15 protein-coding genes and 1 riboswitch are annotated in these 21076 nt (G+C 70.0%); of the genes, 10 read left to right on the top strand and 5 right to left on the bottom strand.

Annotated features, from left to right (window positions below):
• Positions 1 to 999 precede the first annotated feature (999 nt).
• On the top strand, positions 1000 to 1713 hold the full coding sequence (locus ACIQI8_RS29400; protein ID WP_402356597.1) for an IclR family transcriptional regulator: 714 nt from the start codon (positions 1000 to 1002) through the stop codon (positions 1711 to 1713).
• A gap of 110 nt (positions 1714 to 1823) precedes the next feature.
• Positions 1824 to 2261, top strand: coding sequence for an SsgA family sporulation/cell division regulator (locus ACIQI8_RS29395; RefSeq protein ID WP_123999012.1), 438 nt, complete (start codon positions 1824 to 1826; stop codon positions 2259 to 2261).
• 225 nt (positions 2262 to 2486) lie between these two features.
• Here the strand turns inward: ACIQI8_RS29395 and ACIQI8_RS29390 are convergent, their stop codons facing one another.
• Complete coding sequence (locus ACIQI8_RS29390; protein ID WP_402356593.1) at positions 2487 to 4343, bottom strand: YibE/F family protein; 1857 nt, start codon at positions 4341 to 4343, stop codon at positions 2487 to 2489.
• A 71-nt stretch (positions 4344 to 4414) separates the two neighbouring features.
• Positions 4415 to 4614, top strand: a riboswitch (TPP riboswitch).
• On the opposite strand from ACIQI8_RS29390, the gene thiC reads away from it, so the two are divergent.
• The 4 genes from thiC (at position 4607) to ACIQI8_RS29370 (ending at position 8869) form a co-directional block, all read left to right on the top strand.
• Positions 4607 to 6427: a phosphomethylpyrimidine synthase ThiC gene (thiC, locus tag ACIQI8_RS29385; RefSeq protein ID WP_402356590.1), complete on the top strand. Its 1821-nt coding sequence runs from the start codon at positions 4607 to 4609 to the stop codon at positions 6425 to 6427. Its footprint overlaps the riboswitch before it by 8 nt.
• 85 nt (positions 6428 to 6512) lie before the next feature.
• Positions 6513 to 6983 (top strand): hypothetical protein, encoded by a 471-nt coding sequence (locus ACIQI8_RS29380; protein ID WP_402356587.1) that lies wholly within the window; start codon positions 6513 to 6515, stop codon positions 6981 to 6983.
• A gap of 48 nt (positions 6984 to 7031) precedes the next feature.
• Complete coding sequence (locus ACIQI8_RS29375; RefSeq protein WP_402356584.1) at positions 7032 to 7523, top strand: hypothetical protein; 492 nt, start codon at positions 7032 to 7034, stop codon at positions 7521 to 7523.
• A gap of 125 nt (positions 7524 to 7648) precedes the next feature.
• A complete protein-coding gene (locus tag ACIQI8_RS29370; RefSeq protein WP_402356580.1) occupies positions 7649 to 8869 on the top strand; it encodes a sensor histidine kinase in 1221 nt (406 codons plus the stop codon).
• 11 nt (positions 8870 to 8880) lie between these two features.
• On the opposite strand, the gene ACIQI8_RS29365 is transcribed toward ACIQI8_RS29370, so the two are convergent.
• The 4 genes from ACIQI8_RS29365 to ACIQI8_RS29350 all read right to left on the bottom strand — a co-directional run bounded on the left by ACIQI8_RS29365 (position 8881) and on the right by ACIQI8_RS29350 (position 13160).
• The gene (locus tag ACIQI8_RS29365; protein ID WP_402356577.1) at positions 8881 to 9555 is read right to left on the bottom strand and encodes a response regulator; all 675 of its coding nucleotides are present in this window, start codon (positions 9553 to 9555) and stop codon (positions 8881 to 8883) included.
• Positions 9556 to 9704: 149 nt separating this feature from the next.
• Positions 9705 to 10568: a hypothetical protein gene (locus ACIQI8_RS29360; RefSeq protein ID WP_402356574.1), complete on the bottom strand. Its 864-nt coding sequence runs from the start codon at positions 10566 to 10568 to the stop codon at positions 9705 to 9707.
• 193 nt (positions 10569 to 10761) lie between these two features.
• A complete protein-coding gene (locus ACIQI8_RS29355) occupies positions 10762 to 11847 on the bottom strand; it encodes a metallophosphoesterase (protein WP_402356571.1) in 1086 nt (361 codons plus the stop codon).
• A gap of 200 nt (positions 11848 to 12047) precedes the next feature.
• The gene (locus ACIQI8_RS29350) at positions 12048 to 13160 is read right to left on the bottom strand and encodes a LacI family DNA-binding transcriptional regulator (RefSeq protein WP_402356568.1); all 1113 of its coding nucleotides are present in this window, start codon (positions 13158 to 13160) and stop codon (positions 12048 to 12050) included.
• 428 nt (positions 13161 to 13588) lie between these two features.
• On the opposite strand from ACIQI8_RS29350, the gene hisC reads away from it, so the two are divergent.
• The 4 genes from hisC (at position 13589) to cydD (ending at position 21048) form a co-directional block, all read left to right on the top strand.
• Positions 13589 to 14668 carry a histidinol-phosphate transaminase gene (gene hisC, locus ACIQI8_RS29345; RefSeq protein WP_402356565.1) on the top strand — a complete coding sequence of 360 codons (1080 nt, stop codon included), beginning with the start codon at positions 13589 to 13591 and terminating at the stop codon, positions 14666 to 14668.
• A 252-nt stretch (positions 14669 to 14920) separates the two neighbouring features.
• A complete protein-coding gene (locus tag ACIQI8_RS29340; RefSeq protein WP_402356562.1) occupies positions 14921 to 16429 on the top strand; it encodes a cytochrome ubiquinol oxidase subunit I in 1509 nt (502 codons plus the stop codon).
• Between the two features lie 18 nt (positions 16430 to 16447).
• Entirely contained in the window at positions 16448 to 17452 is a 1005-nt protein-coding gene (cydB, locus tag ACIQI8_RS29335; protein WP_402356559.1) for a cytochrome d ubiquinol oxidase subunit II, read from the top strand.
• Between the two features lie 59 nt (positions 17453 to 17511).
• Entirely contained in the window at positions 17512 to 21048 is a 3537-nt protein-coding gene (cydD, locus tag ACIQI8_RS29330) for a thiol reductant ABC exporter subunit CydD (protein ID WP_402356556.1), read from the top strand.
• Positions 21049 to 21076 lie beyond the last annotated feature (28 nt).

Raw genomic sequence — 21076 nt, 5'->3', positions numbered from 1 at the left:
ATCGGTAACAGGAATCACCGGTTCCCTCGCGCGAGGGAAGTTTTCCGGCGGGCCGTCCGCGCGCGGTGACGGACGGTTAGAGTCCGGAATTCGACGCGGGGACGACCCCGCGAGCGGCGTACACCCCCACCCGTGTTCCCCCGCACGGACTGCCCCCTCGCGCTCCGGGAGTGACCTTTGGCCACGGCAGACACCGGCACCGCAACCACAACCCCCGCCTCAGCCCCCCACGCACCCCTAGCCACCTCCCCGCCGGCGGCCCCGCCCCCGGTACGCCCGATCCCGATCCGCCCACCCGCGCAGCCGGGCCCGTCGACACAGGAACGTGCGGCGAGGCCTCCGGCGGTTGAACAGGAGACAGTGCATCCCGTGTCGGGGCCCGCCGGTCCTTCGGAACCTGGGCGCGTGGGCTCTCGGGGATCCGGGCTCGCTGGTCCTCCGGGACCTGGCCCTGCGGGGTCCTCGGAATCCGAGCTCGCCGGTCCTTCGGGGCCGGGGCCCGCCAGGCCTCTAGGACCTGGGCGCGCGGGCTCTCGGGGATCCGGGCTTGCTGGTCCTCCGGGACCTGGGCCTGCGGGGTCCTCGGAATCCGAGCTCGCCGGTCCTTCGGGGCCGGGGCCCGCCAGGCCTCTAGGACCTGGGCACGTGGGGTCTCGGGAATCCGGGCACGTCAGTCCTTCGGAATCCGTGCTCACCGGTCCTTCGGAACCTGGGCGCGTGGGGTCTCCGGAATCCAGGCTCGCTGGTCCTTCGGGACCCGGGCCCGCCAGGCTTCCAGGACCTGGACCCGCGAGGTCTCCGGGATCCGTGCTCGCTGGTCCTTCGGGGCCCGGGCCCGCCAGGCTTCCAGGACCTGGGCCCGCGAGGTCTCCGGGATCCGTGCTCGCCGGTTCGTCGGGAACCGGGCACACAGGGTCCGCGGAATCCGGGCACGCGTCCCCAGCCCCGCACGCACACCCCCAGGCCGCCGCCACCCTCATCGGATCCGTCCAGCGGGCGATGCGGCTCCTGGAATGCGTCGCCGACCACCCGCACGGAGCCCCCGCCAAGCAACTCGCCCGCGAGACCTTCCTGGCCCTCCCGACGGCGTATCACCTGCTGCGCACCCTCGTGCACGAGGGCTATCTGCGCCGGGACAAGGGCCTGTTCTTCCTCGGTGACGCGGCCGAGCGGCTGAGCAGCAGCGCGGCCCAGCAGAAACGTCGCAGCACGATCGTCGACGCGCTGGCCCACTGGCGGGACGAGATCGGCGTGCCCGTGTACTACGCGGTGTACCGGGACGGCGAGATCGAGGTCATGTGCGTATCCGACACCCCGGGCAATCCCGCAGTCGAGGAATGGGCCGACTTCCGCGAGACCGCGCACGCGCACGCGATCGGGCAGTGCCTGTTGTCCCAACTGGACGAGGACGCCCGCCGCGACCACCTCAGGCGCTACCCCGTGCAGTCGATCACCCCGTACACCGTCCGTGACGACCACACCCTGCTGAGGCGGCTGGAACGGACGCGGCGGATGGAGCCGGTCGTCGAGCGGCAGGAGTACGCGCTGGGCACGGTCTGCGCCGCGATCCCCATCACGGTGGGTGCGACGGCGGCCACGATGGCCATTTCCCTGCCCTCGCACCAGGCCGATCGGCTGGCGGCCGCGACCCGGCAACTGCAGAGCGAAGTAGGGCGGTTGCTGGGGTCCCTGGCGATCTCTATCAGTATCTGAAAACTCACTCCTTGTGATCTGTCGCCTACTTTAAGCAAGATGCCAGCAGTGTCAGAGCGATCATTCCTGGCCAATCGGTGGCATATGACGGGGTAGTGACGGGGTAGGCGATGCGCGAGTCCGTACAGGCAGAGGTCATGATGAGCTTCCTCGTCTCCGAGGAGCTCTCCTTCCGTATCCCGGTGGAGCTGAGTTACGAATCCTGCGATCCCTATGCCGTGCGGCTGACCTTCCATCTGCCGGGTGACGCCCCGGTGACGTGGGCCTTCGGCCGCGAGCTGCTGATCGACGGGGTGGGCCGGCCGACCGGAGAAGGGGACGTACGGGTCTCGCCCGCCGACCCCGACTCCCTGGGCGAGCTGCTGATCCGGCTTCAGGTCGGCGGCGACCACGCGTTGTTCCGGTCGTCGACGGCGCCGGTCATCGCCTTCCTCGACCGCACGGACAAGCTGGTGCCGCTGGGCCAGGAGGGTTCGCTCGCCGACTTCGACGCTCATCTCGACGAGGCGCTGGACCGGATCCTGGCGGAGGAGCAGAGCGCGGGCTGATCGGGTGTCTCGGGGTCGGGGCGTGCGGTGGGTGGCAAGCGTTCGGACAGTGCGGCGCTCCGGGGTTGTGCAGTAACGCTTCTTCTCCGTCCCCTGCCCCCTTGCTGCCTGCCGGCGGAGGGCCCGCGACCGTCGTGGCAGCGCCACCAGCCCCCCAGCCCTACCAGCCCCACCAGCCCCGCCCGTCCGCTCGGCCTGCCTACGAAGGCCGTGTTTCTCGGCCGCTCAGCGCTTGCGGCGGCGGCCGTGTCCGGTGCGGGTCTGGATGGGGGCGGTGTCGGTGGTCACGTGGTTCGGGGCGGGCGCCGGGCCGCTCGGGCCCGTGGGCGCCACCGTGGCCGTCGCTCCGGCCTTCTCCGCCGTCGGGCGGTCCGCCGAGACCACCAGGGCCGCCAGGAGCGTGGTGACCGGCACCGAGGCGACCAGGCCGATCGAGCCGACCAGGGTGCGCACGATCTCCTCCGCCACCAACTCGCTGTTGGCGACCGCCCCGACGCTGCTCTGGGCGATGGAGAAGAGCAGCAGCAGCGGCAGCGCGGCGCCCGCGTAGGCGAGGACGAGCGTGTTGACCACGGACGCGATGTGGTCGCGGCCGATCCGGATGCCCGCTCGGTACAGTCCGCGCCAGCCCATCGAGGGGTTGGCCTCGTGCAGCTCCCACACCGCCGAGGTCTGGGTCACCGTCACGTCGTCGAGGACACCGAGCGAGCCGATGATGACGCCCGCGAGCAGCAGACCGCTCATGTCGATCGACGGATACAGGCCATGGATCAGCCCGGTGTTGTCGTCGGTGTTGCCGGTGAGCGCGGCCCAGCCGATGAACTGCGAGCCCAGGACGCCGATCAGCACCAGGGAGATCAGCGTGCCCAGCACCGCCACGGATGTCCGGGCGGACAGGCCGTGGCACATGTAGAGGGCGATCAGCATGATGGCGCTGGACCCGATCACCGCCACGAGCAGCGGGTTCGAGCCCTGGAGGATCGCGGGCAGGATGAAGAAGTTCAGGATCATGAAGCTGATCGCCAGCGCGACCAGGGCCATGACGCCGCGCAGCCGCCCCACCACCACGACGGCGAGCGCGAAGATGCCGGCGAGCACGCCCATCGGGATCCGGCGGTTCACGTCGGTGACCGAGTACTGCAGGTCCTTGGGCGCCGAGGGCTCGTAGGCGACGACGACCTTCTCGTCCTTGTGCAACTGCCGGGACTGGTCCGGCTGCACGATCTCGGTGAACGCGCGGCCCTTGTCCTTGCCGGTGTCGACGCGGATGGTCGCCTTCTTGCAGGTGCCGTCCTCCTCCTGTTGGGCGGAGCTGCCCTCGGCGGTGGAGGTGTCCCCGGTCGACGACCCGGACGAGGCGTTCACCGACTTGCAGCTCACGCTCTGGATCTTGGTGACCGTCGCCTGCTGGGTCTGCCGGTCGAAGCCGACGCCGGTGCGCTCGTGCGCGGGGGCGCCACCGGGCCACAGCACGACGAGCCCGACCACCACGGCCGCGGTGAACGGGATCAGGATCGCGGCGATGACCTTGCGCAGGTGCTTGGAGACGGGGGCCGCGGGGCCGTGGCTGTGACTGTGCCCGTGACCCCCGCCGGAGCCGGAGCCGTGCCCGTGTCCATCGCCGGGATTGGGCTCATGCCCGTGCCCGTGCCCGTCACCTGGACCCTGGCCGGGACTGTGGTCGTGCCCGGCGCCGTGACCATGGTCGTCCCCGGCGCCATGACCGTGGCCGTGCCCGGCGTCCGAGTGGGGTCTCCGGTCGGGCCCGCCACCCGAGGGGGGCCGCTGACCGCGCCCGTCGCCCGAGTTGGGCCGGGGGCCTTGCCCTCCGCCGAAGAGGCTTCCAGAACCTTCGCTGAAGTCGTCACCCGAATTGGGGTCGAAACCACCGCCGTATCCACGGCTGTTGCCGTCGCCGTACCCCCGGCTGTCGGCGCCCCCGTCACCCCTGGCGGCGCCGTCGTGCCCTGCACCCCCGCCGTATCCACGGCCCCCGCCGGGGCCGCGACCGGGGCCACGACCGGGGCCCGGGCCGCGGCGCGGGTCCGGTGGCGGGTAGGGAGGCTGATTCGTGGTGGTCACCGCCCGATCATCGCAAGAACGAAAGAGGCCCTCTGTTCACCGCGCCCGAATTGACGCTAGCGTGGAGGCACCTTTGCACACGCGGGAGCTCGGAGCACCGGGCTGAGAGGGCGCTGACCTCCGTCCCAGCGATGTTTCACGTGGAACGTCAGTCGACGAAGTTCGAGTCGAGTGATGTTTCACACGAAGCGTCGACAGACGGAAGCCGCTGCGTCGACCGCTGAACCTGTTACCGGGTAATGCCGGCGTAGGGAGTAGGTCTCATGACCATCAAGGACGCACGCACGCCTGTCTCCAGCCAGGACGAACAGCCCATAGAGGGCCAAAAGTCCACGGAGACCGGGAAGTCCATCGGCTGGCACAAGGGGTATGTCGAGGGCTCGCGCCCCGATCTGCGCGTGCCGGTCCGTCAGGTGCACCTCACCAACGGGCAGTCGGTCACCCTGTACGACACCTCCGGCCCGTACACCGATCCGTTCGTCGACACCGACGTCCGCCGAGGACTGGCGCCACTGCGCGAGAACTGGGTCATCGCCCGCGGCGACACCGAGGAGTACGCGGGTCGTCCCGTCCGCCCCGAGGACGACGGGATCAAGCACACCTCGCCGCGGGGCGGTCTGCGCAACCTCGACGCGGTCTTCCCCGGCCGACCGCGCCAGCCGCGCCGCAGCCGCGACGGCAGCGCGGTCACACAGCTCGCCTACGCGCGACGGGGCGAGATCACACCCGAGATGGAGTACGTGGCCATCCGGGAGAACGTCGAGCCCGAGGTGGTCCGCGAGGAGATCGCGGCGGGCCGCGCCGTGCTGCCGGCCAACGTCAACCACCCGGAGATCGAGCCGATGATCATCGGCAAGCGGTTCCTGGTGAAGGTCAACGCCAACATCGGCAACTCCGCGGTCACCTCCTCCATCGAGGAGGAGGTCGAGAAGATGACCTGGGCGACCCGCTGGGGCGCCGACACGGTCATGGACCTGTCCACCGGCCGCAACATCCACACCACCCGCGAGTGGGTGCTGCGCAACTCCCCCGTCCCCATCGGCACGGTGCCGCTCTACCAGGCGCTGGAGAAGGTCGACGGCCGGGCCGAGGAGCTGACCTGGGAGATCTACAAGGACACGGTCGTCGAGCAGGCCGAGCAGGGCGTGGACTACATGACGGTCCACGCGGGCGTGCGCCTCCCGTACGTCCCGCTGACCGCCAACCGCAAGACCGGCATCGTCTCGCGCGGCGGCTCGATCATGGCCGCATGGTGCCTCGCGCACCACAAGGAGTCGTTCCTGTACGAGAACTTCGAGGAGCTGTGCGAGATCCTCGCCGCCTACGACGTCACGTACTCGCTGGGCGACGGACTGCGGCCCGGCTCGATCGCGGACGCCAACGACGAAGCGCAGTTCGCGGAGTTGAGGACTCTCGGGGAACTCAACACGATCGCGAAGCGTTTCAACGTACAGACCATGATCGAGGGCCCGGGACATGTCCCGATGCACAAGATCAAGGAGAACATCGACCTTCAGCAGGAGATCTGCGATGAAGCTCCGTTCTATACGCTCGGCCCGCTGACCACGGACGTCGCGCCCGCGTACGACCACATCACCTCCGGCATCGGCGCGGCGATGATCGCCTGGTGGGGGACGGCGATGCTCTGCTACGTCACGCCCAAGGAGCATCTCGGTCTGCCCAACCGTGACGACGTCAAGACCGGCGTCATCACCTACAAGATCGCCGCCCATGCCGCCGACGTCGCCAAGGGACACCCCGGCGCGCAGGACTGGGACGACGCGCTGTCCGACGCCCGCTTCGAGTTCCGGTGGGAGGACCAGTTCAACCTCGCCCTGGACCCGGTCACGGCACGGGAGTTCCACGACGAGACGCTCCCGGCGGAGCCGGCCAAGACGGCCCACTTCTGCTCGATGTGCGGGCCGAAGTTCTGCTCGATGAAGATCAGTCAGAGCATCACAGCCCAGTTCGGTGGTACTGCGGCGGCCGGGGCGACCGCCGAGGAGGTCGCTGAGGGGATGCTGCAGAAGTCGAAGGAGTTCGCGGCGAGCGGGAACCGCGTGTACCTGCCGCTGGCGGACTGACGTCCGTGGATTGGCGCTGTCCCGGAGGGCGAGTGCCTTCGGGACAGCGCCATCGTGCGTTCGGGGACGAGGGGGAGGCGGAGTCTTGATCGTTGTGAAGGTGACGGCCGAGGCACAGTCGCTGGCGTGGGACGGCGATGATCTGGTCGACGTGGTGGGTGGTGGTCGCCGCTGGGGTCCGGACGGCGTGGAGCACAGTGGCCCGGTCGTCCGTAGCTTTCCCTTCGACCGGAGCGTCGTCTCCCCGTCCGGCCGCTACTCCGTCGTCTACGCCGAGCGCGGTACCAAGGCCCTGCTGCTCGAGGGTGACCGGCTCGTCCGTGAGCTGAACCGCAGTTACTACCAGGCCGATGTCTTCGACTATCCGGTGGCGCTGGGGGTGTTGCGGGACGGCCGCGAGGTTCTGGTGCACTGCCCGGAGGAGTACAACGTCCTGGAGATCGAGGACGCGGAGTCGGGAGAGCGGCTCACCGAGGGCGAACGCGATCCGAAGGACGTCTTCCACTCGCGACTGGAAGTGAGCCCGGACGGGAGACACCTGCTGTCGGCCGGATGATTCTGGCATCCGTACGGGATTGTCGAAGTCTTCGACCTGGCAGGTGCGTTGACGGACCCTGCCGTGCTCGACGGCAATTGTGTGCTGCCCTCGGACGCGGGCATCGACGATGAGGTCGTCTCGGCCTGCTGGCTCGATGGCGACCGCATGGCTGTGGCGACCGGGGAGCCGGCTCACGACGACGAGGGGTTCCTTGTCACAAGCCCAGGGCAGTTGGGCGTCTGGTCGCTCTCCGCGAGCCGGTGGATCCATCGCAGCCGGGTCGATTTCTGCGTCGGCACTCTGATCGCGCGCGGCGACACGGTCGTCTCGCTGTACGGGCATCCCCGGCTGATCGATGTCACGACGGGTGCCGTGGTGGCGGAATGGCCCACGGTGGAGGTGCCCCGGAGAGACGGCAGCTACGGGGTCACGCACATTCCGACGCCCGTCGCCGCCCTGCACCCGGACGGCACCCGCCTGGCCGTGGCCCAGCCGGAGAGCATCGCGATCATCGCACTGCCGGAAAGGGAGGAGTCGCAACTGCCGACCCAGGACTGAAGCTGCCTTCGATGAAGGCCTCCTGCCGATCGCCGACCGGGGCCGACCGTCCGGGCCCGACCCCCACCCGCCTGTCGGTCATTCGGCCGACACCGGATCGGATCCGCGCTCCTACGCTGAACCGCGTGGACTGGAAACTCCTGCTCAACCCGGCCGCCGGTCGGCTGCTCAAGGTCAGCAGTCTGATCGCGTTCGTGCTCACCTGGGCCGCGGACCTCGCCCTGCTCGACAGATGTGCCGATCCCTACGGGTCGCCCACCACCTGGCTGCCCGTGTACGTCACCGGTCCGCTGGTCGGGCTGCTCGCCCTCGGTCTGCCGCGCTCGGCAGGACTGGTCAAGCGGGTCGTCGCCGCGGTGGCGATCTCGCTCGCGACGACCGTCTGGACCATGGTCGAGCCCTCCGGCCTGGAGTGGTGGGGGGCGCTGGAGACCGCCGGGCTGCTCGTCCTCGTCGTGCACACCACGGGGCACGCCTGGCGGCCGGGGCTCGCGACCGCGTACACCCTCACCGTGACCGTGGCGATTCTCGCGGTGCCGCTGCGCAGCGGATCACGCGGGGCGTTCGCCGCCGGCGGTTACGTCCTGACCATCGCCCTGGCGATCTGCGTCGTCATCGGCTGTGCCATCCGCTCCCTGGAGGTCCGCAGGGAACGCGCCGTGCACGACGTACGCCAGGCCGAACGCCTGGCACTGGCCCGCGATCTGCACGACCTGATCGCCCATCACATGACCGGCATCATCGTCCAGGCCAACGCCGCGCTGACCATCAAGGCCACCGCCCCCGACAAGGTGGAGCCCATCCTGCGCGAGATCACCCGGTCGGGGACGGAGACCCTGGAGTCGATGCGCCGCCTGGTGCGCGTCCTGCGTGAGGACAACCACGCGGCCCTGCGCCCCGGCGACCTGCTCACCGAACTCGCCGACCTGGTCTCCGCCCACTCCACCGCCGCGGGCGGGGGCACACCGGCCCAGTTGGAGGTCACGGCGGCGGCCCGTACCGCCCGGCTCAGTCCCGAGGTCGAAGTCTCCGTGCAGCGGCTGGTCCAGGAGGCCCTCACCAACGTCCGCCGCCACGCCCCGGGCGCCCGCACCACCGTCCACCTGGACGTCGACCGTGCCTGGCTGGAGGTGACGGTCACCAACACCGTGCCCGGTCACCGGGCCGCCGTACCCGCCGGTGGTCGCGGCGGTTTCGGTCTGCTGGGTCTGCGCGAACGCGTCGAGGCCCTGGACGGCACGCTCAGCACCGGTGCCCTCCCCCACGGCGGTTGGCAGGTCCAGGCCGCCTTCCCTCTGGCCGTGCCTGCCGACAGCACCCTCCAGGCCGACCGGCCCGGGCGCTGACCCGCCGGCCGTCACCGGGGCCGGTGCACCGCCCCGTGCTCCCACGCCCACGCGGCGACCTCCACCCGGTTACGGGCGTCGAGCTTGGCCTGAATGCGCGCCAGATACGTCTTCACCGTCGACAGCGACAGAAACAGCTCGTCACAGATCTCCTGATTCGTCCGCCCCACCGCGACCAGCCGCACGATGTCCAGTTCCCGCCCGCTGAGCCCGCCGACCCCCGCGTCCTCCGGCGCCGACCCCCGCTCGTTCTCCTCCAGCCGCCGCAGCAGCCGCACCGTCACCGCGGGCGACACCAGCGCGTCCCCCCGGGCCGCGGCCTGCACCGCCTCCACCAACAGCCCGGGCGAGGCGTCCTTGAGCAGAAACCCGCACGCCCCGTCCCGCAGCCCGATCCGTACGTAGTCGTCCTGGTCGAAGGTGGTGATCAGTACCACGTTCAGCGGATCGGCCACTCCCGGTCCCGCCAGCTGCCGCACCACGTCCAGCCCGTCGAGGCGGGGCATGCGGATGTCGGTCAGCACGACGTCCGGGCGCAGCCGGCGGGCGAGTTCGACGCACTGGACACCGTCGGCGGCTTCCCCGACGACGTCGATGTCCGGCTGCGCCCCGAGGATCAGAGCGAACCCGGTGCGTACCAGTTCCTGGTCGTCGGCGATCACCACAGTGATCCGTGTATCGGCCACTGCCTGTTCCTACCACGGCGTGAGCGACGCTCGCGTCGACCGTGCCCACGCTTCTCGTGCGCGGCTGTCGGTCATTCGGCCGACAGAACGGGTGTTCGGCTTGCGCTCCCCCGAAGGGGTATGTCGAGGCGGAGGGCGCAAGCCGAGGGTTACTCCGGCTGGTGGTCCGGGCCTCCGAAGTCCGGACTGGTGTAGTCCGGGCTCGTGAAGCTCGGGCGTGGACCGGCGGCCGGGCCGTCGTCCGGACTGCTGAAACCCGGGCGGTCGTAGCCGAGGTGCGGGATACGGCCGGTCGGCGCCGACGGTGCCGTGGGGTGCAGGGCCACGGCGGTGCCGGGGTCGGCCAGCGCGTCTCGCAGGAAGGGCAGGATGCCGCGCTCCAGGAGGGCCTCGCGCCAGGCTTCCCTGGCTCGGGTCACCTCCTCGCCGAGTTCGCCGTAGAGGCCGGTCTCGAGCGAGGGCCTGTTGCGCAGTGCGGTGAGCAGCAGCCCGACGGCGGCGACGAGGATCGCGGCCGCGGTCATGGCGCCGAACACCCATCCGGCGGTGAGCATGGTCTGGGCGAAGGCCGGCTCGGGGGTGATCATCTTGAGGATGTAGCCCACGAGCAGGAAGATCGCCGCGGCCGTGCCGGCGAGGACGGGAGTGAGGACCGCGGCGACGGCGACGGCGCCCGCCCCTTCGGCTGCCTCTCCCAGGGTGGTGGCGAGCCCCATCGCGCCCACGCCCGACTCGGCCGAGCCGGTCTCGTGGGTGGACGACGGGGTGGACGACGCCGGCTGGCGCAGTTCCTCGCGGACCTTCACGTAGTGCTGGTACTCGGTCGCGGCGGCCACCGTGATGAGGGCGGTGGCGTTCAGCGCCATGGTGCGCAGCTGTTCGGGGTTCAGCCGCTGTCCGACAGCGGCCAGTTCCGGGCGGGTAGGGGCGGAGCGCAGCGCCTCGTCGAGGATCCGCTCGTACTCCTGGCGGTCCTCGCTGTGCAGGTGCTGCGGAACGCTGTTCATGTGCATCCCCCGATGCTCCGTAGGGCTTGGGGCTCGCATGCCAACGAGCCGTCGGGCAGAAACGGAGGGGAGCCTGCTACGGATAAGCCGATGGTAGAGCGGCGACGGCACAGGGTGACAGGGGGTTTCCAGAAATTGCGCCCTGGCCTGCGCTGTTCGTGGTGGTCGCCGCGCGGGGGGCTGCGTGCCCCGTGAACGTCTAGTTTTCCAGCGGCAGTTGCTGGACCAGCAGTTTTCCGGCCATGGTCACGCCGCCGTCCATCGCGATGGCCAGTCCGTCGGCGTAGATGTGCGGTCCCTCGACCAACGGCCGGGGCTCCTCCTCGTTCTCCTCGGAGCCGACTTCTCCCAGCAGATACGGAATCGGGCTGTGCCCGTGCACGATGCGGGTGCCGCCGTAGGTGTCCAGCAGCGAGCGCACGGCGTCCGCGCCGCCCTCGTCGCGGAAGGAGAACCGCTTGGTGAACTTGCGGAACAGGTCCCAGCACTCGTCCGCGTCGTTGCGGGTGAGGGTCTCGCGGACGGTGTCGTTGACCGCCTCGATCGAGTCGCCGTAGTCGAGGTAGGCGGTGGTGTCCGAGTGGACGAGGAGATAGCCGTCCACCTCCTCGACTGCGTCGAGGCGTGCCATCCACTGCAGATGGTGGTCCTGGAGGCGGTCCATGTCGGTCTTCTGGCCGCCGTTGAGCAGCCAGGCCGCCTGGAAGGTGGCGGTGCCCGCGCCGGAGTTGACGGGGGTGTCGGAGAACCGCTTGGCGCCGAGCAGCAGCAACTCGTGGTTGCCCATGAGGGCCTTGCAGTAGCCGCCGGCCGCGGCCGCCTCGGCGGACAGCCGCATCACGAGGTCGATGACGCCGATGCCGTCGGGACCGCGGTCGGTGAAGTCGCCGAGGAACCACAGCCGGGCGGTGCCCGCACTCCAGTTGCCCGCGGAGTCGATCAGGCCCCGCTCCTGGAGGGCGGCCAACAGTTCGTCGAGGTAGCCGTGCACGTCACCGACGACGAACAGCGGTCCCGCGGCGCCTTCCTCGCGGTCCTGGGCGGCCAGCGAGGCGGGGTCCACGGGCACCTGAAGCGTGTCACCGCGGTTGATGACGGGCAGGTCGCGCCGGGTCGGTGTGTACCCGTCGGGGTGTTCGGCCGCCTCCTCGACGGGTACGGCGACATCACCCGGGTGCGTGGTGTCGCCGTACGGACCGGTCTCGTGGACGTACGCCGGCACCCGGAAGTCGCGCAGCGTCGCCGCCCGCTCCGCCTCGGGTCCCTGACCGGCCCCCTGAGTCATCAGACCCCTCCACCATCACGCCGCATCTGAACCGCTTCGGACTGCCTGGTCGCAGCGGCCCGCGGTGTCGTGGGCCCATCATAGGAATGCCGATCGCGCCATGTGATGACCCAGGGGTGGTGAATCGGAGCAAGAGTCCAGTTCACCGCGGCTTTCGTCCCGATTGGGCAGGGCTTGGACCACCTCTGGTGAGGGTCGGCCTACCCCTTCTCGGGTGACCTCGGCGGGCTGACCGTCGTGCGCGGGGGACGCCGCTGGGACGAGGTGCGCACGATCAGCTCCGTCGGTATCACCTGCTCGACCGGTTGGTCCGATTCCACCCCCTCGATCGCGTCGATGAGGAGCTGCACCACGGCGGTGCCGATGCGGCGCGGCTTCAGCGAGAGCGTGGTGACGGGCGGTTCGGTGTTGGCGTACACGGTGGACTCGCTGCAGCAGACCAGCAGCAGGTCGTCCGGTACGCGCAGGCCGTAGCGTCGGGCCGCGGCGAGCAGGTCGGTGCCGTTGGGGTCGAACAGACCGTAGACGGCGTCCGGACGGTCCGGGCGGGCGAGCAGCCGGTCGGCGGCGACGGCGCCCGCGCACGGGTCGTGCGCCGGGTACTCCTCGTAGACCGGGTCCTGGCCGACGCGTTCGCACCAGCGCAGGTACGCCGTGGTCGACAGCCGGGTGTAGGTGTCCGTGGTGGTACCGGTCAGCAGGCCGATACGACGGGCGCCGGCGTCGGCGAGGTGGTCGAGGATGCCGAGTACGGCGGCCTCGTGGTCGTTGTCGACCCACGCGGTGACCGGGAGCGAGCCGGCCGGGCGGCCGTCGGAGACGACGGGTAAACCCTGCCGGACGAGTTCGCTGACCACCGGGTCCTGGTCGGAGGGGTCGATGACGACCGTGCCGTCCAGGGCGACGTTCGACCACACGTCGTGGCGCGAGGTCGCGGGGAGGATCACGAGCGCATAGCCCCGGGCGAGCGCGGCCGAGGTGGCGGCCCTCGCCATCTCCGCGAAGTACGCGAACTCGGTGAAGGTGAAAGGTTCATCCCCGTACGTCGTCACGGTCAGGCCGATGAGACCCGACTTGCCGGTACGGAGCGTGCGGGCGGCGGCCGACGGGCGGTAGCCCAGCCGGTCGGCGACCTCGCGGACGTGGCGGCGGGTGGCGTCCGGGAGCCTGCCCTTGCCGTTCAGGGCGTCGGAGACGGTCGTGATGGAGACTCCGGCGGCGGCGGCCACGTCTCTGATGCCCGCCCGGCCCGGCCTGCTCCCTCGACGTGAGGTATCCGCGCGGCTCACCTGGTGCTTCCCTGCTGCTGTCATGGCGAGCCGATAGTAGGGCTCATGCGGTCGGGTAGGGCGGACGCATATGCACGCGTTGACAGGCACGTTTCTGCAAGGTCATTTGCCGTCAACTGCCTTTGAAACAAAGCCAGTTGAACGATCCAATGGCACTACGTGACTTGTCGGCACGCATGAGCCTGCCAACTTCCCGATGTCTCGAAGAGGTCTCAACTCACCTGCACGGGTGATGCGCGCCACGGCGTGAGCCACCAGCGCATAGATATATGTGATCGCGCCCCCCGATTCGTCAGACTTCGTACGCTGATGCCCGTGATGCGGATGTGACGGATGAGGTCCGATCGGGAAGAACCTCGGCTGTACGCACCGGCGGCGAATCCTCATAAGGTGAGAAGTATTGGAAGCCGGTGGTGGCGACGGGTCCGCCGGTGGTCGCGAGGAGGACTGCGGTGAGCGAGACGAGCCCCAAGCTGCGCGCCGAGCTGGCGGGTATCCCCACCTACAAGCCGGGCAAGCCGGCCGCCGTCGGCGGTCCGGTGGCTTACAAGCTGTCCTCCAACGAGAACCCGTATCCGCCGCTGCCGGGGGTGCTGGAGAGCGTGACGGCCGCGGCCTCCTCCTTCAACCGCTACCCGGACATGGCCTGCACGGGCCTGATGAACGAGCTGTCGGACCGCTTCGGCGTCCCGCTCAGCGATCTGGCCACCGGCACCGGCTCGGTCGGCGTCGCCCAGCAGCTGCTGCAGGCGACCGCGGGACCCGGGGACGAGGTCATCTACGCCTGGCGGTCCTTCGAGGCTTACCCGATCATCACCCAGGTCAGCGGCGCCACGGCGGTGCCGGTGCCGCTGACCCCGGGCGATGTGCACGACCTGGACGCGATGGCGGACGCGATCACCGAGCGGACCCGGCTGATCTTCGTCTGCAACCCCAACAACCCGACGGGCACGGTCGTGCGGCGGGCCGAGCTGGAGCGGTTCCTGGACCGGGTGCCCGCCGATGTGCTCGTCGTCCTGGACGAGGCCTACCGCGAGTTCATCCGGGACATCGAGGTGCCGGACGGGGTGGAGCTGTACCGGCAGCGGCCCAACGTCTGTGTGCTGCGGACCTTCTCCAAGGCGTACGGGCTCGCGGGCCTGCGCGTCGGCTTCGCGATCGCCCATGAGCCGGTGGCGGCGGCCCTGCGCAAGACGGCGGTGCCCTTCGGTGTGAGCCAGCTCGCCCAGGACGCGGCGGTCGCCTCGCTGCGCGCCGAGGACGAGCTGCTGGGCAGGGTCGGCTCGTTGGTCGGCGAGCGCCACCGCGTGGTCGAGACGCTGCGCGGCCAGGGCTGGACGGTGCCCGAGACGCAGGCCAACTTCGTGTGGCTGCGGCTGGGGGAGCGCACGCTCGACTTCGCGGCGGCCGCCGAACAGCACGGGGTCGTGGTCCGGCCCTTCGCCGGTGAGGGCGCGCGGATCACGGTGGGGGAGACCGAGGCGAACGACATCTTCCTGAAGGTCGCGGAGGCGTTCCGCAAGGAGCTCTAGCCTCCGGCGGTGTCCAGGGAGTTCTGGCCTCGGGCGGTGTCCGCGGACCAGGGCTCCCTGTGTCGTCCGGCGATGTGATGTGGGTCCCCTTTGCCCGTGAGAGGCCCCCACCCGCCCGGAGCCGAACTGTCATGCGGCATACTTGCTTGTGAATGTGAACGCGTTCACAAGCGTGTCCCATTGCTCCACTTTGTCTATGACAAAGGGGGCAAACTGCCGCTGTGACCACGGCGACATAAGGAGACTGACGACGTGGAATTGGCTCTGGCGCCGGAGACACTGGCGCGCTGGCAGTTCGGCATCACCACCGTCTACCACTTCCTCTTCGTCCCCCTGACGATCTCGCTCGCCGCGCTGACCGCCGGCCTGCAGACCGCCTGGGTGCGCACGGAGAAGGAGAAGTACCTCAGGGCGACCAAGTTCTGGGGCAAGCTCTTCCTGATCAACATCGCGATGGGTGTCGTCACCGGCATCGTGCAGGAGTTCCAGTTCGGCATGAACTGGTCCGACTACTCGCGCTTCGTCGGTGACATCTTCGGCGCCCCGCTCGCCTTCGAGGCACTGATCGCCTTCTTCTTCGAGTCGACCTTCATCGGTCTGTGGATCTTCGGCTGGGACAAGCTGCCCAAGAAGATCCACCTGGCCTGCATCTGGATGGTCTCGATCGGCACGATCCTGTCGGCGTACTTCATCCTCGCCGCCAACTCGTGGATGCAGCACCCGGTCGGCTACAAGATCAACGAAGCCAAGGGGCGTGCCGAACTCACCGACTTCTGGCTCGTCCTGACCCAGAACACCGCGCTGGCCCAGGCCTTCCACACGCTCAGCGCGTCCTTCCTGACCGGTGGCGCGTTCATGGTCGGCATCGCCGCCTTCCACCTGTTCCGCAAGAAGCACGTCTCCGTCATGAAGAGCTCGCTGCGGCTTGGTCTCATCACCGTCGTCATCGCGGGAATGCTCACCGCGATCAGCGGCGACACCCTCGGCAAGGTCATGTTCAAGCAGCAGCCGATGAAGATGGCCGCCGCCGAGGCGCTGTGGGACGGCCAGGACTCCGCGCCGTTCTCGATCTTCGCGTACGGCGATGTGAGCAAGGGCCACAACAGCGTCGAGCTGTCCGTGCCCGGGATACTGTCCTTCCTCGCCGACGACGACTTCAACTCCTACGTCCCCGGCATCAACGACACCAACAAGGCCGAGCAGGAGAAGTACGGCCCCGGCGACTACCGGCCCAACATCCCGGTCGCCTTCTGGGCGTTCCGCTGGATGATCGGCTTCGGCATGGCGTCCTTCGCCATCGGCATCGTCGGACTCTGGCTGACCCGCAAAAAGTTCCTGCTGCCACAGCACCTGCGGGTCGGCGACGACGAGGTGCCGAACCTGGTCCTCTTCCGCAACAAGGCACTCAGCCCCAAGCTCGGCCGCCTCTACTGGCTCGTGGCCATCTGGACCCTCGGCTTCCCGCTGATCGCCAACTCCTGGGGCTGGATCTTCACCGAGATGGGCCGACAGCCCTGGGTCGTCTACGGCGTCCTGCAGACCCGGCACGCGGTCTCCCCCGGGGTCTCTCAGTGGGAGGTCCTCACCTCGATGATCGTCTTCACCTCGCTCTACGCGATCCTCGCCGTCATCGAGGTCAAGCTGCTCGTGAAGTACGTCAAGGCCGGACCGCCCGAACTCACCGAGGCCGACCTCAACCCGCCCACGAAGATCGGCGGCGACACCCGTGACGCCGACAAGCCGATGGCCTTCTCGTACTAGGCCCAGGGAGATCGAGTCATGGAACTTCACGACGTCTGGTTCGTCCTCATCGCCGTCCTGTGGACCGGCTACTTCTTTCTGGAGGGCTTCGACTTCGGGGTCGGCATCCTCACCAAGCTGCTCGCCCGGAACCGCGCCGAGAAGCGGGTGCTGATCAACACCATCGGACCGGTCTGGGACGGCAACGAGGTGTGGCTGCTCACGGCGGGCGGCGCGACCTTCGCCGCCTTCCCCGAGTGGTACGCCACCCTCTTCTCCGGCTTCTACCTGCCCCTGCTGCTCATCCTGGTCTGCCTGATCGTGCGCGGAGTCGCCTTCGAGTACCGGGCCAAGCGGCCCGAGGAGAACTGGCAGCGCAACTGGGAGACCGCGATCTTCTGGACCTCGCTGCTCCCCGCGTTCCTGTGGGGCGTGGCCTTCGGCAACATCGTCCGGGGCGTGAAGATCGACAAGGACTTCGAGTACGTCGGCAACCTCGGCGACCTGCTCAACCCCTACGCCCTGCTCGGCGGGCTGGTGACACTGACGCTGTTCACCTTCCACGGAACGGTGTTCACGGGACTCAAGACCGTGGGGGACATCCGGGAGCGGGCGCGGCGACTGGCCCTGAAGGTCGGCGCCCTGACGGCCGTCCTCGCACTGGTCTTCCTGCTCTGGACGCAGGTCGACAACGGTGACGGCAAGAGCCTGGTCGCTTTCGCCGTCGCCGTGGCGGCACTGCTCGCCGCGCTGGGGGCGACCGCGGCCGGACGTGAGGGCTGGGCGTTCGCGCTGTCCGGCGTCACGATCGTGGCCGCCGTCGCGATGCTCTTCCTGTCGCTCTTCCCGAACGTCATGCCGTCTTCGCTCAACGCGGACTGGAGCCTCACGGTCACCAACGCCTCGTCGAGCCCGTACACCCTGAAGATCATGACCTGGTGCGCCGGGATCGCCACCCCGATCGTGCTGCTCTACCAGAGCTGGACCTACTGGGTGTTCCGCAAGCGGATCGGTACGCAGCACATCGCGGACGCCGCGCACTGAGTCCGAGGTGGGGCATGTTTCACGTGAAACATGCCCCGTGAGAAGAGGGTGTGTTTCACGTGAAACCGATCGACCCACGACTGCTGCGATACGCCCGTGCCACCCGCGCGTTCATGATGGCGGTCGTCGGACTGGGCGCCGTCGGGGCTGCGTTGGTGATCGCCCAGGCGATGCTCATCGCCGAGATCGTGGTCGGCGCCTTCCAGCACGGCATGCCGATCGCCGAACTCCGCACTCCCCTGCTGCTGTTGGCAGCGGTCGCCGTCGGCCGTGCCCTGGTCTCCTGGCTCACGGAACTCGCCGCTCACCGCGCCAGCGCGGCGGTGAAGTCGGAGCTGCGGGGACGGCTGCTGGAGCGGTCCGTGGCCCTCGGCCCCGGATGGCTGAGCGGACAGCGCACCGGATCACTGGTCGCCCTCGCCACCCGCGGAGTCGACGCCCTCGACGACTACTTCTCGCGCTATCTCCCGCAGTTGGGCCTCGCCGTGGTCGTCCCGGTGGCGGTACTGGCCCGGATCGTCACCGAGGACTGGGTCTCGGCGGCGATCATCGTCGGCACCCTCCCGCTGATCCCCGTCTTCATGATCCTGATCGGCTGGGCCACGCAGTCCCGGATGGACCGCCAATGGCGGCTGCTGACGCGGCTGTCCGGGCACTTCCTGGACGTGGTCGCCGGGCTGCCGACCCTCAAGGTCTTCGGACGGGCCAAGGCGCAGGCCGACTCGATCCGTCGCATCACCGGCGAGTACCGCCAGGCGACCATGCGGACCCTCCGTATCGCCTTCATCTCCTCCTTCGCGCTGGAACTGCTCGCGACCCTGTCCGTGGCGCTGGTCGCCGTGACGATCGGCATGCGCCTGGTCCACGGCGACATGGACTTCTACGTCGGCCTGGTCGTCCTCGTCCTCGCGCCCGAGGCGTATCTGCCGTTGCGCCAGGTCGGCGCGCAGTACCACGCGGCGGCGGAGGGGCTGGCCGCGGCCGAGGAGATCTTCTCGGTGCTGGAGACACCGGTGCCGGCCTCGGGGACGGAGGCTGTGCCGACCGGGGCCATCGCCTTCCAGGGCGTGACGGTCCGGTACCCCGGACGGGCCGAGGACGCCGTCTCGGACGCGTCCTTCACCGTCGAGCCGGGCGAGACGGTCGCCCTGGTCGGACCGAGCGGCGCGGGCAAGACCACCTTGCTGAACGTGCTGTTGGGCTTCGTGCCGGCCACCGAGGGGCGGGTCGAGGTCGGCGGCACCGATCTCGCCGACCTCGACCCGGAGCAGTGGCGGTCGCGGATCGCCTGGGTTCCGCAGCGCCCGCAGTTGTTCGCCGGCACGATCGCCGAGAACGTACGCCTTGCCCGTCCGGAAGCCGACGAGGCCGCCGTGCGAAGGGCGTTGGCGGACGCCGGGGCGCTCAAGTTCGTGGACGCGCTGCCCGCGGGTGTCGACACCGTCCTCGGTGAGGACGGGGCTGGGCTGTCCGCCGGGCAGCGGCAACGGCTCGCGCTGGCAAGGGCGTTCGTCGCGGACCGGCCCGTGCTGCTGCTCGACGAGCCGACGGCGGCGCTGGACGGGGCCACCGAGGCCGAGGTCGTGGCGGCGGTACGGCGGCTCGCGGTGGGGCGGACGGTGCTGCTGGTCGTGCACCGGCCGGCGCTCCTCGGCGTGGCCGACCGGGTGGTGCGGCTGGCGGCACCTGTGGCCGCCGCTCCTCTGGGGACCGCTCCTTTGGATGCTGGGCCCAGCAGCGCCGAGGCCCGGCCGATCGAGACCGCCGCCGTCACCGACGGAGCGGAGCCGGAGGCGCCCGGGCGGACGGCGCCCGGGTCGACGCAGACCGGGCCGACGACGACCACTCGCCGTGTTCTCGCCCGCGTCCGTGCCATGTCCGGTCCCCGCCGTGGCCGTCTCCTGCTCGCCCTGCTGCTCGGAAGCCTCGCGACCGGCAGCGCCGTCGGGCTCATGGCGACTTCGGGTTGGCTGATCTCGCGGGCCTCGCAGCAGCCACCGGTGCTGTATCTGATGGTGGCCGTGACGGCGACCAGGGTGTTCGGGATCGGGCGGGCCGTCTTCCGGTACGCGGAGCGGCTCGTGTCGCACGACGCCGTGCTGCGGATGCTCGCCGACACCCGGGTCGCCGTCTACCGGCGCCTGGAGCGGCTGGCGCCCGCGGGGCTGCGCCGCACCCGCCGGGGCGACCTGCTGTCGCGCCTTGTCGCCGACGTGGACGCCCTCCAGGACTACTGGCTGCGCTGGCTGTTGCCCGCGGGTGCCGCTGTAGCGGTGTCCGCCGCGTCCGTCGGCTTCACGGCCTGGCTGCTGCCCGAGGCCGGTGCCGTGCTCGCCGTCGGACTGCTCGCGGCCGGCGCCGGAGTCCCTCTGCTCACCGGCGCGGTGGCCCGGCGAGCCGAGCACCGGCTGGCCCCCGCCCGCGGAGTCCTGGCGACCCGGGTGACCGATCTCCTCACCGGCACCGCCGAGTTGACCGTCGCCGGCGCCCTGCCCGCCCGCACCACCGAGACCCGACGGGCCGACGCCACCCTCACCCGCATCGCCTCACGTGCGGCCGCTGCAACCGCCCTCGGCGACGGACTCACCGCCCTGATCTCCGGCCTGACCGTCACCGCCACCGCTTTGGTCGGTGCCCAGGCCGTCGCCGTCGGACGGCTCGACGGCGTGGCCATGGCCGTGGTGGTCCTCACCCCGCTGGCCGCCTTCGAGGCCGTCCTCGGACTCCCGCTCGCTGTGCGCTACCGCCAGCGCGTGCACCGCAGCGCGGAGCGCGTGTACGAAGTCCTCGACGCGCCGGAACCGGTACGGGAGCCGGAGCGCCCCCGGCAGGCGCCCGCCTCACCCTTCCCGGTCGCCCTCAAGGGCTTGGCCGCACGGCACGACGGACAGGACCGGGACGCCCTCACTGGCCTCGACCTGACCCTCGACGAGGGGCGCCGGATCGCCGTGGTCGGACCGTCCGGCTCCGGCAAGACGACACTGGCCCAGGTGCTGCTGCGGTTCCTGGACCCGGAGGCGGGCTCGTACACGCTGGCCGGTGTCGACGCGTACGCCCTCGACGGCGACGACGTACGACGGCTGGTGGGGCTGTGTGCCCAGGACGCGCACCTCTTCGACAGTTCGGTGCGCGAGAACCTGCTCCTGGCCAGGAAGGACGCCACCAAGGACGAATTGCGGGACGTCCTGCGGCGGGCCCGGCTCCTGGAGTGGGCCGACGGCCTGCCCGACGGGCTCGACACGCTGGTCGGCGAGCACGGGGCCCGGCTGTCGGGCGGGCAGCGGCAGCGGCTGGCGCTGGCCCGCGCGCTGCTCGCCGACTTCCCCGTCCTAGTGCTCGACGAGCCCGCCGAACACCTCGACCTGCCCACCGCCGACGCCCTCACCGCCGACCTGCTGGCCGCCACCGAAGGCCGCACGACCCTCCTCATCACCCACCGTCTCGCCGGACTGGAAGCCGTGGACGAGGTGGTCGTCCTGGGCGAGGGGCGTGTCGTGCAGCGCGGGACGTACGAGGAACTGGCCGCGGTGGACGGGCCGTTGCGGGCGATGGCGGAACGGGAGGCGGAGACGGAGCTGTTGGTGGGCGCCGTATAGCGGGGTGCCGTGCCCCTCGGCTCGACTT

It is taken from the genome of Streptomyces sp. NPDC092369 (genome assembly GCF_044755245.1).
In the GTDB taxonomy this organism is placed as follows: domain Bacteria; phylum Actinomycetota; class Actinomycetes; order Streptomycetales; family Streptomycetaceae; genus Streptomyces.
This window is presented reverse-complemented; position numbering and strand designations above follow the sequence as displayed.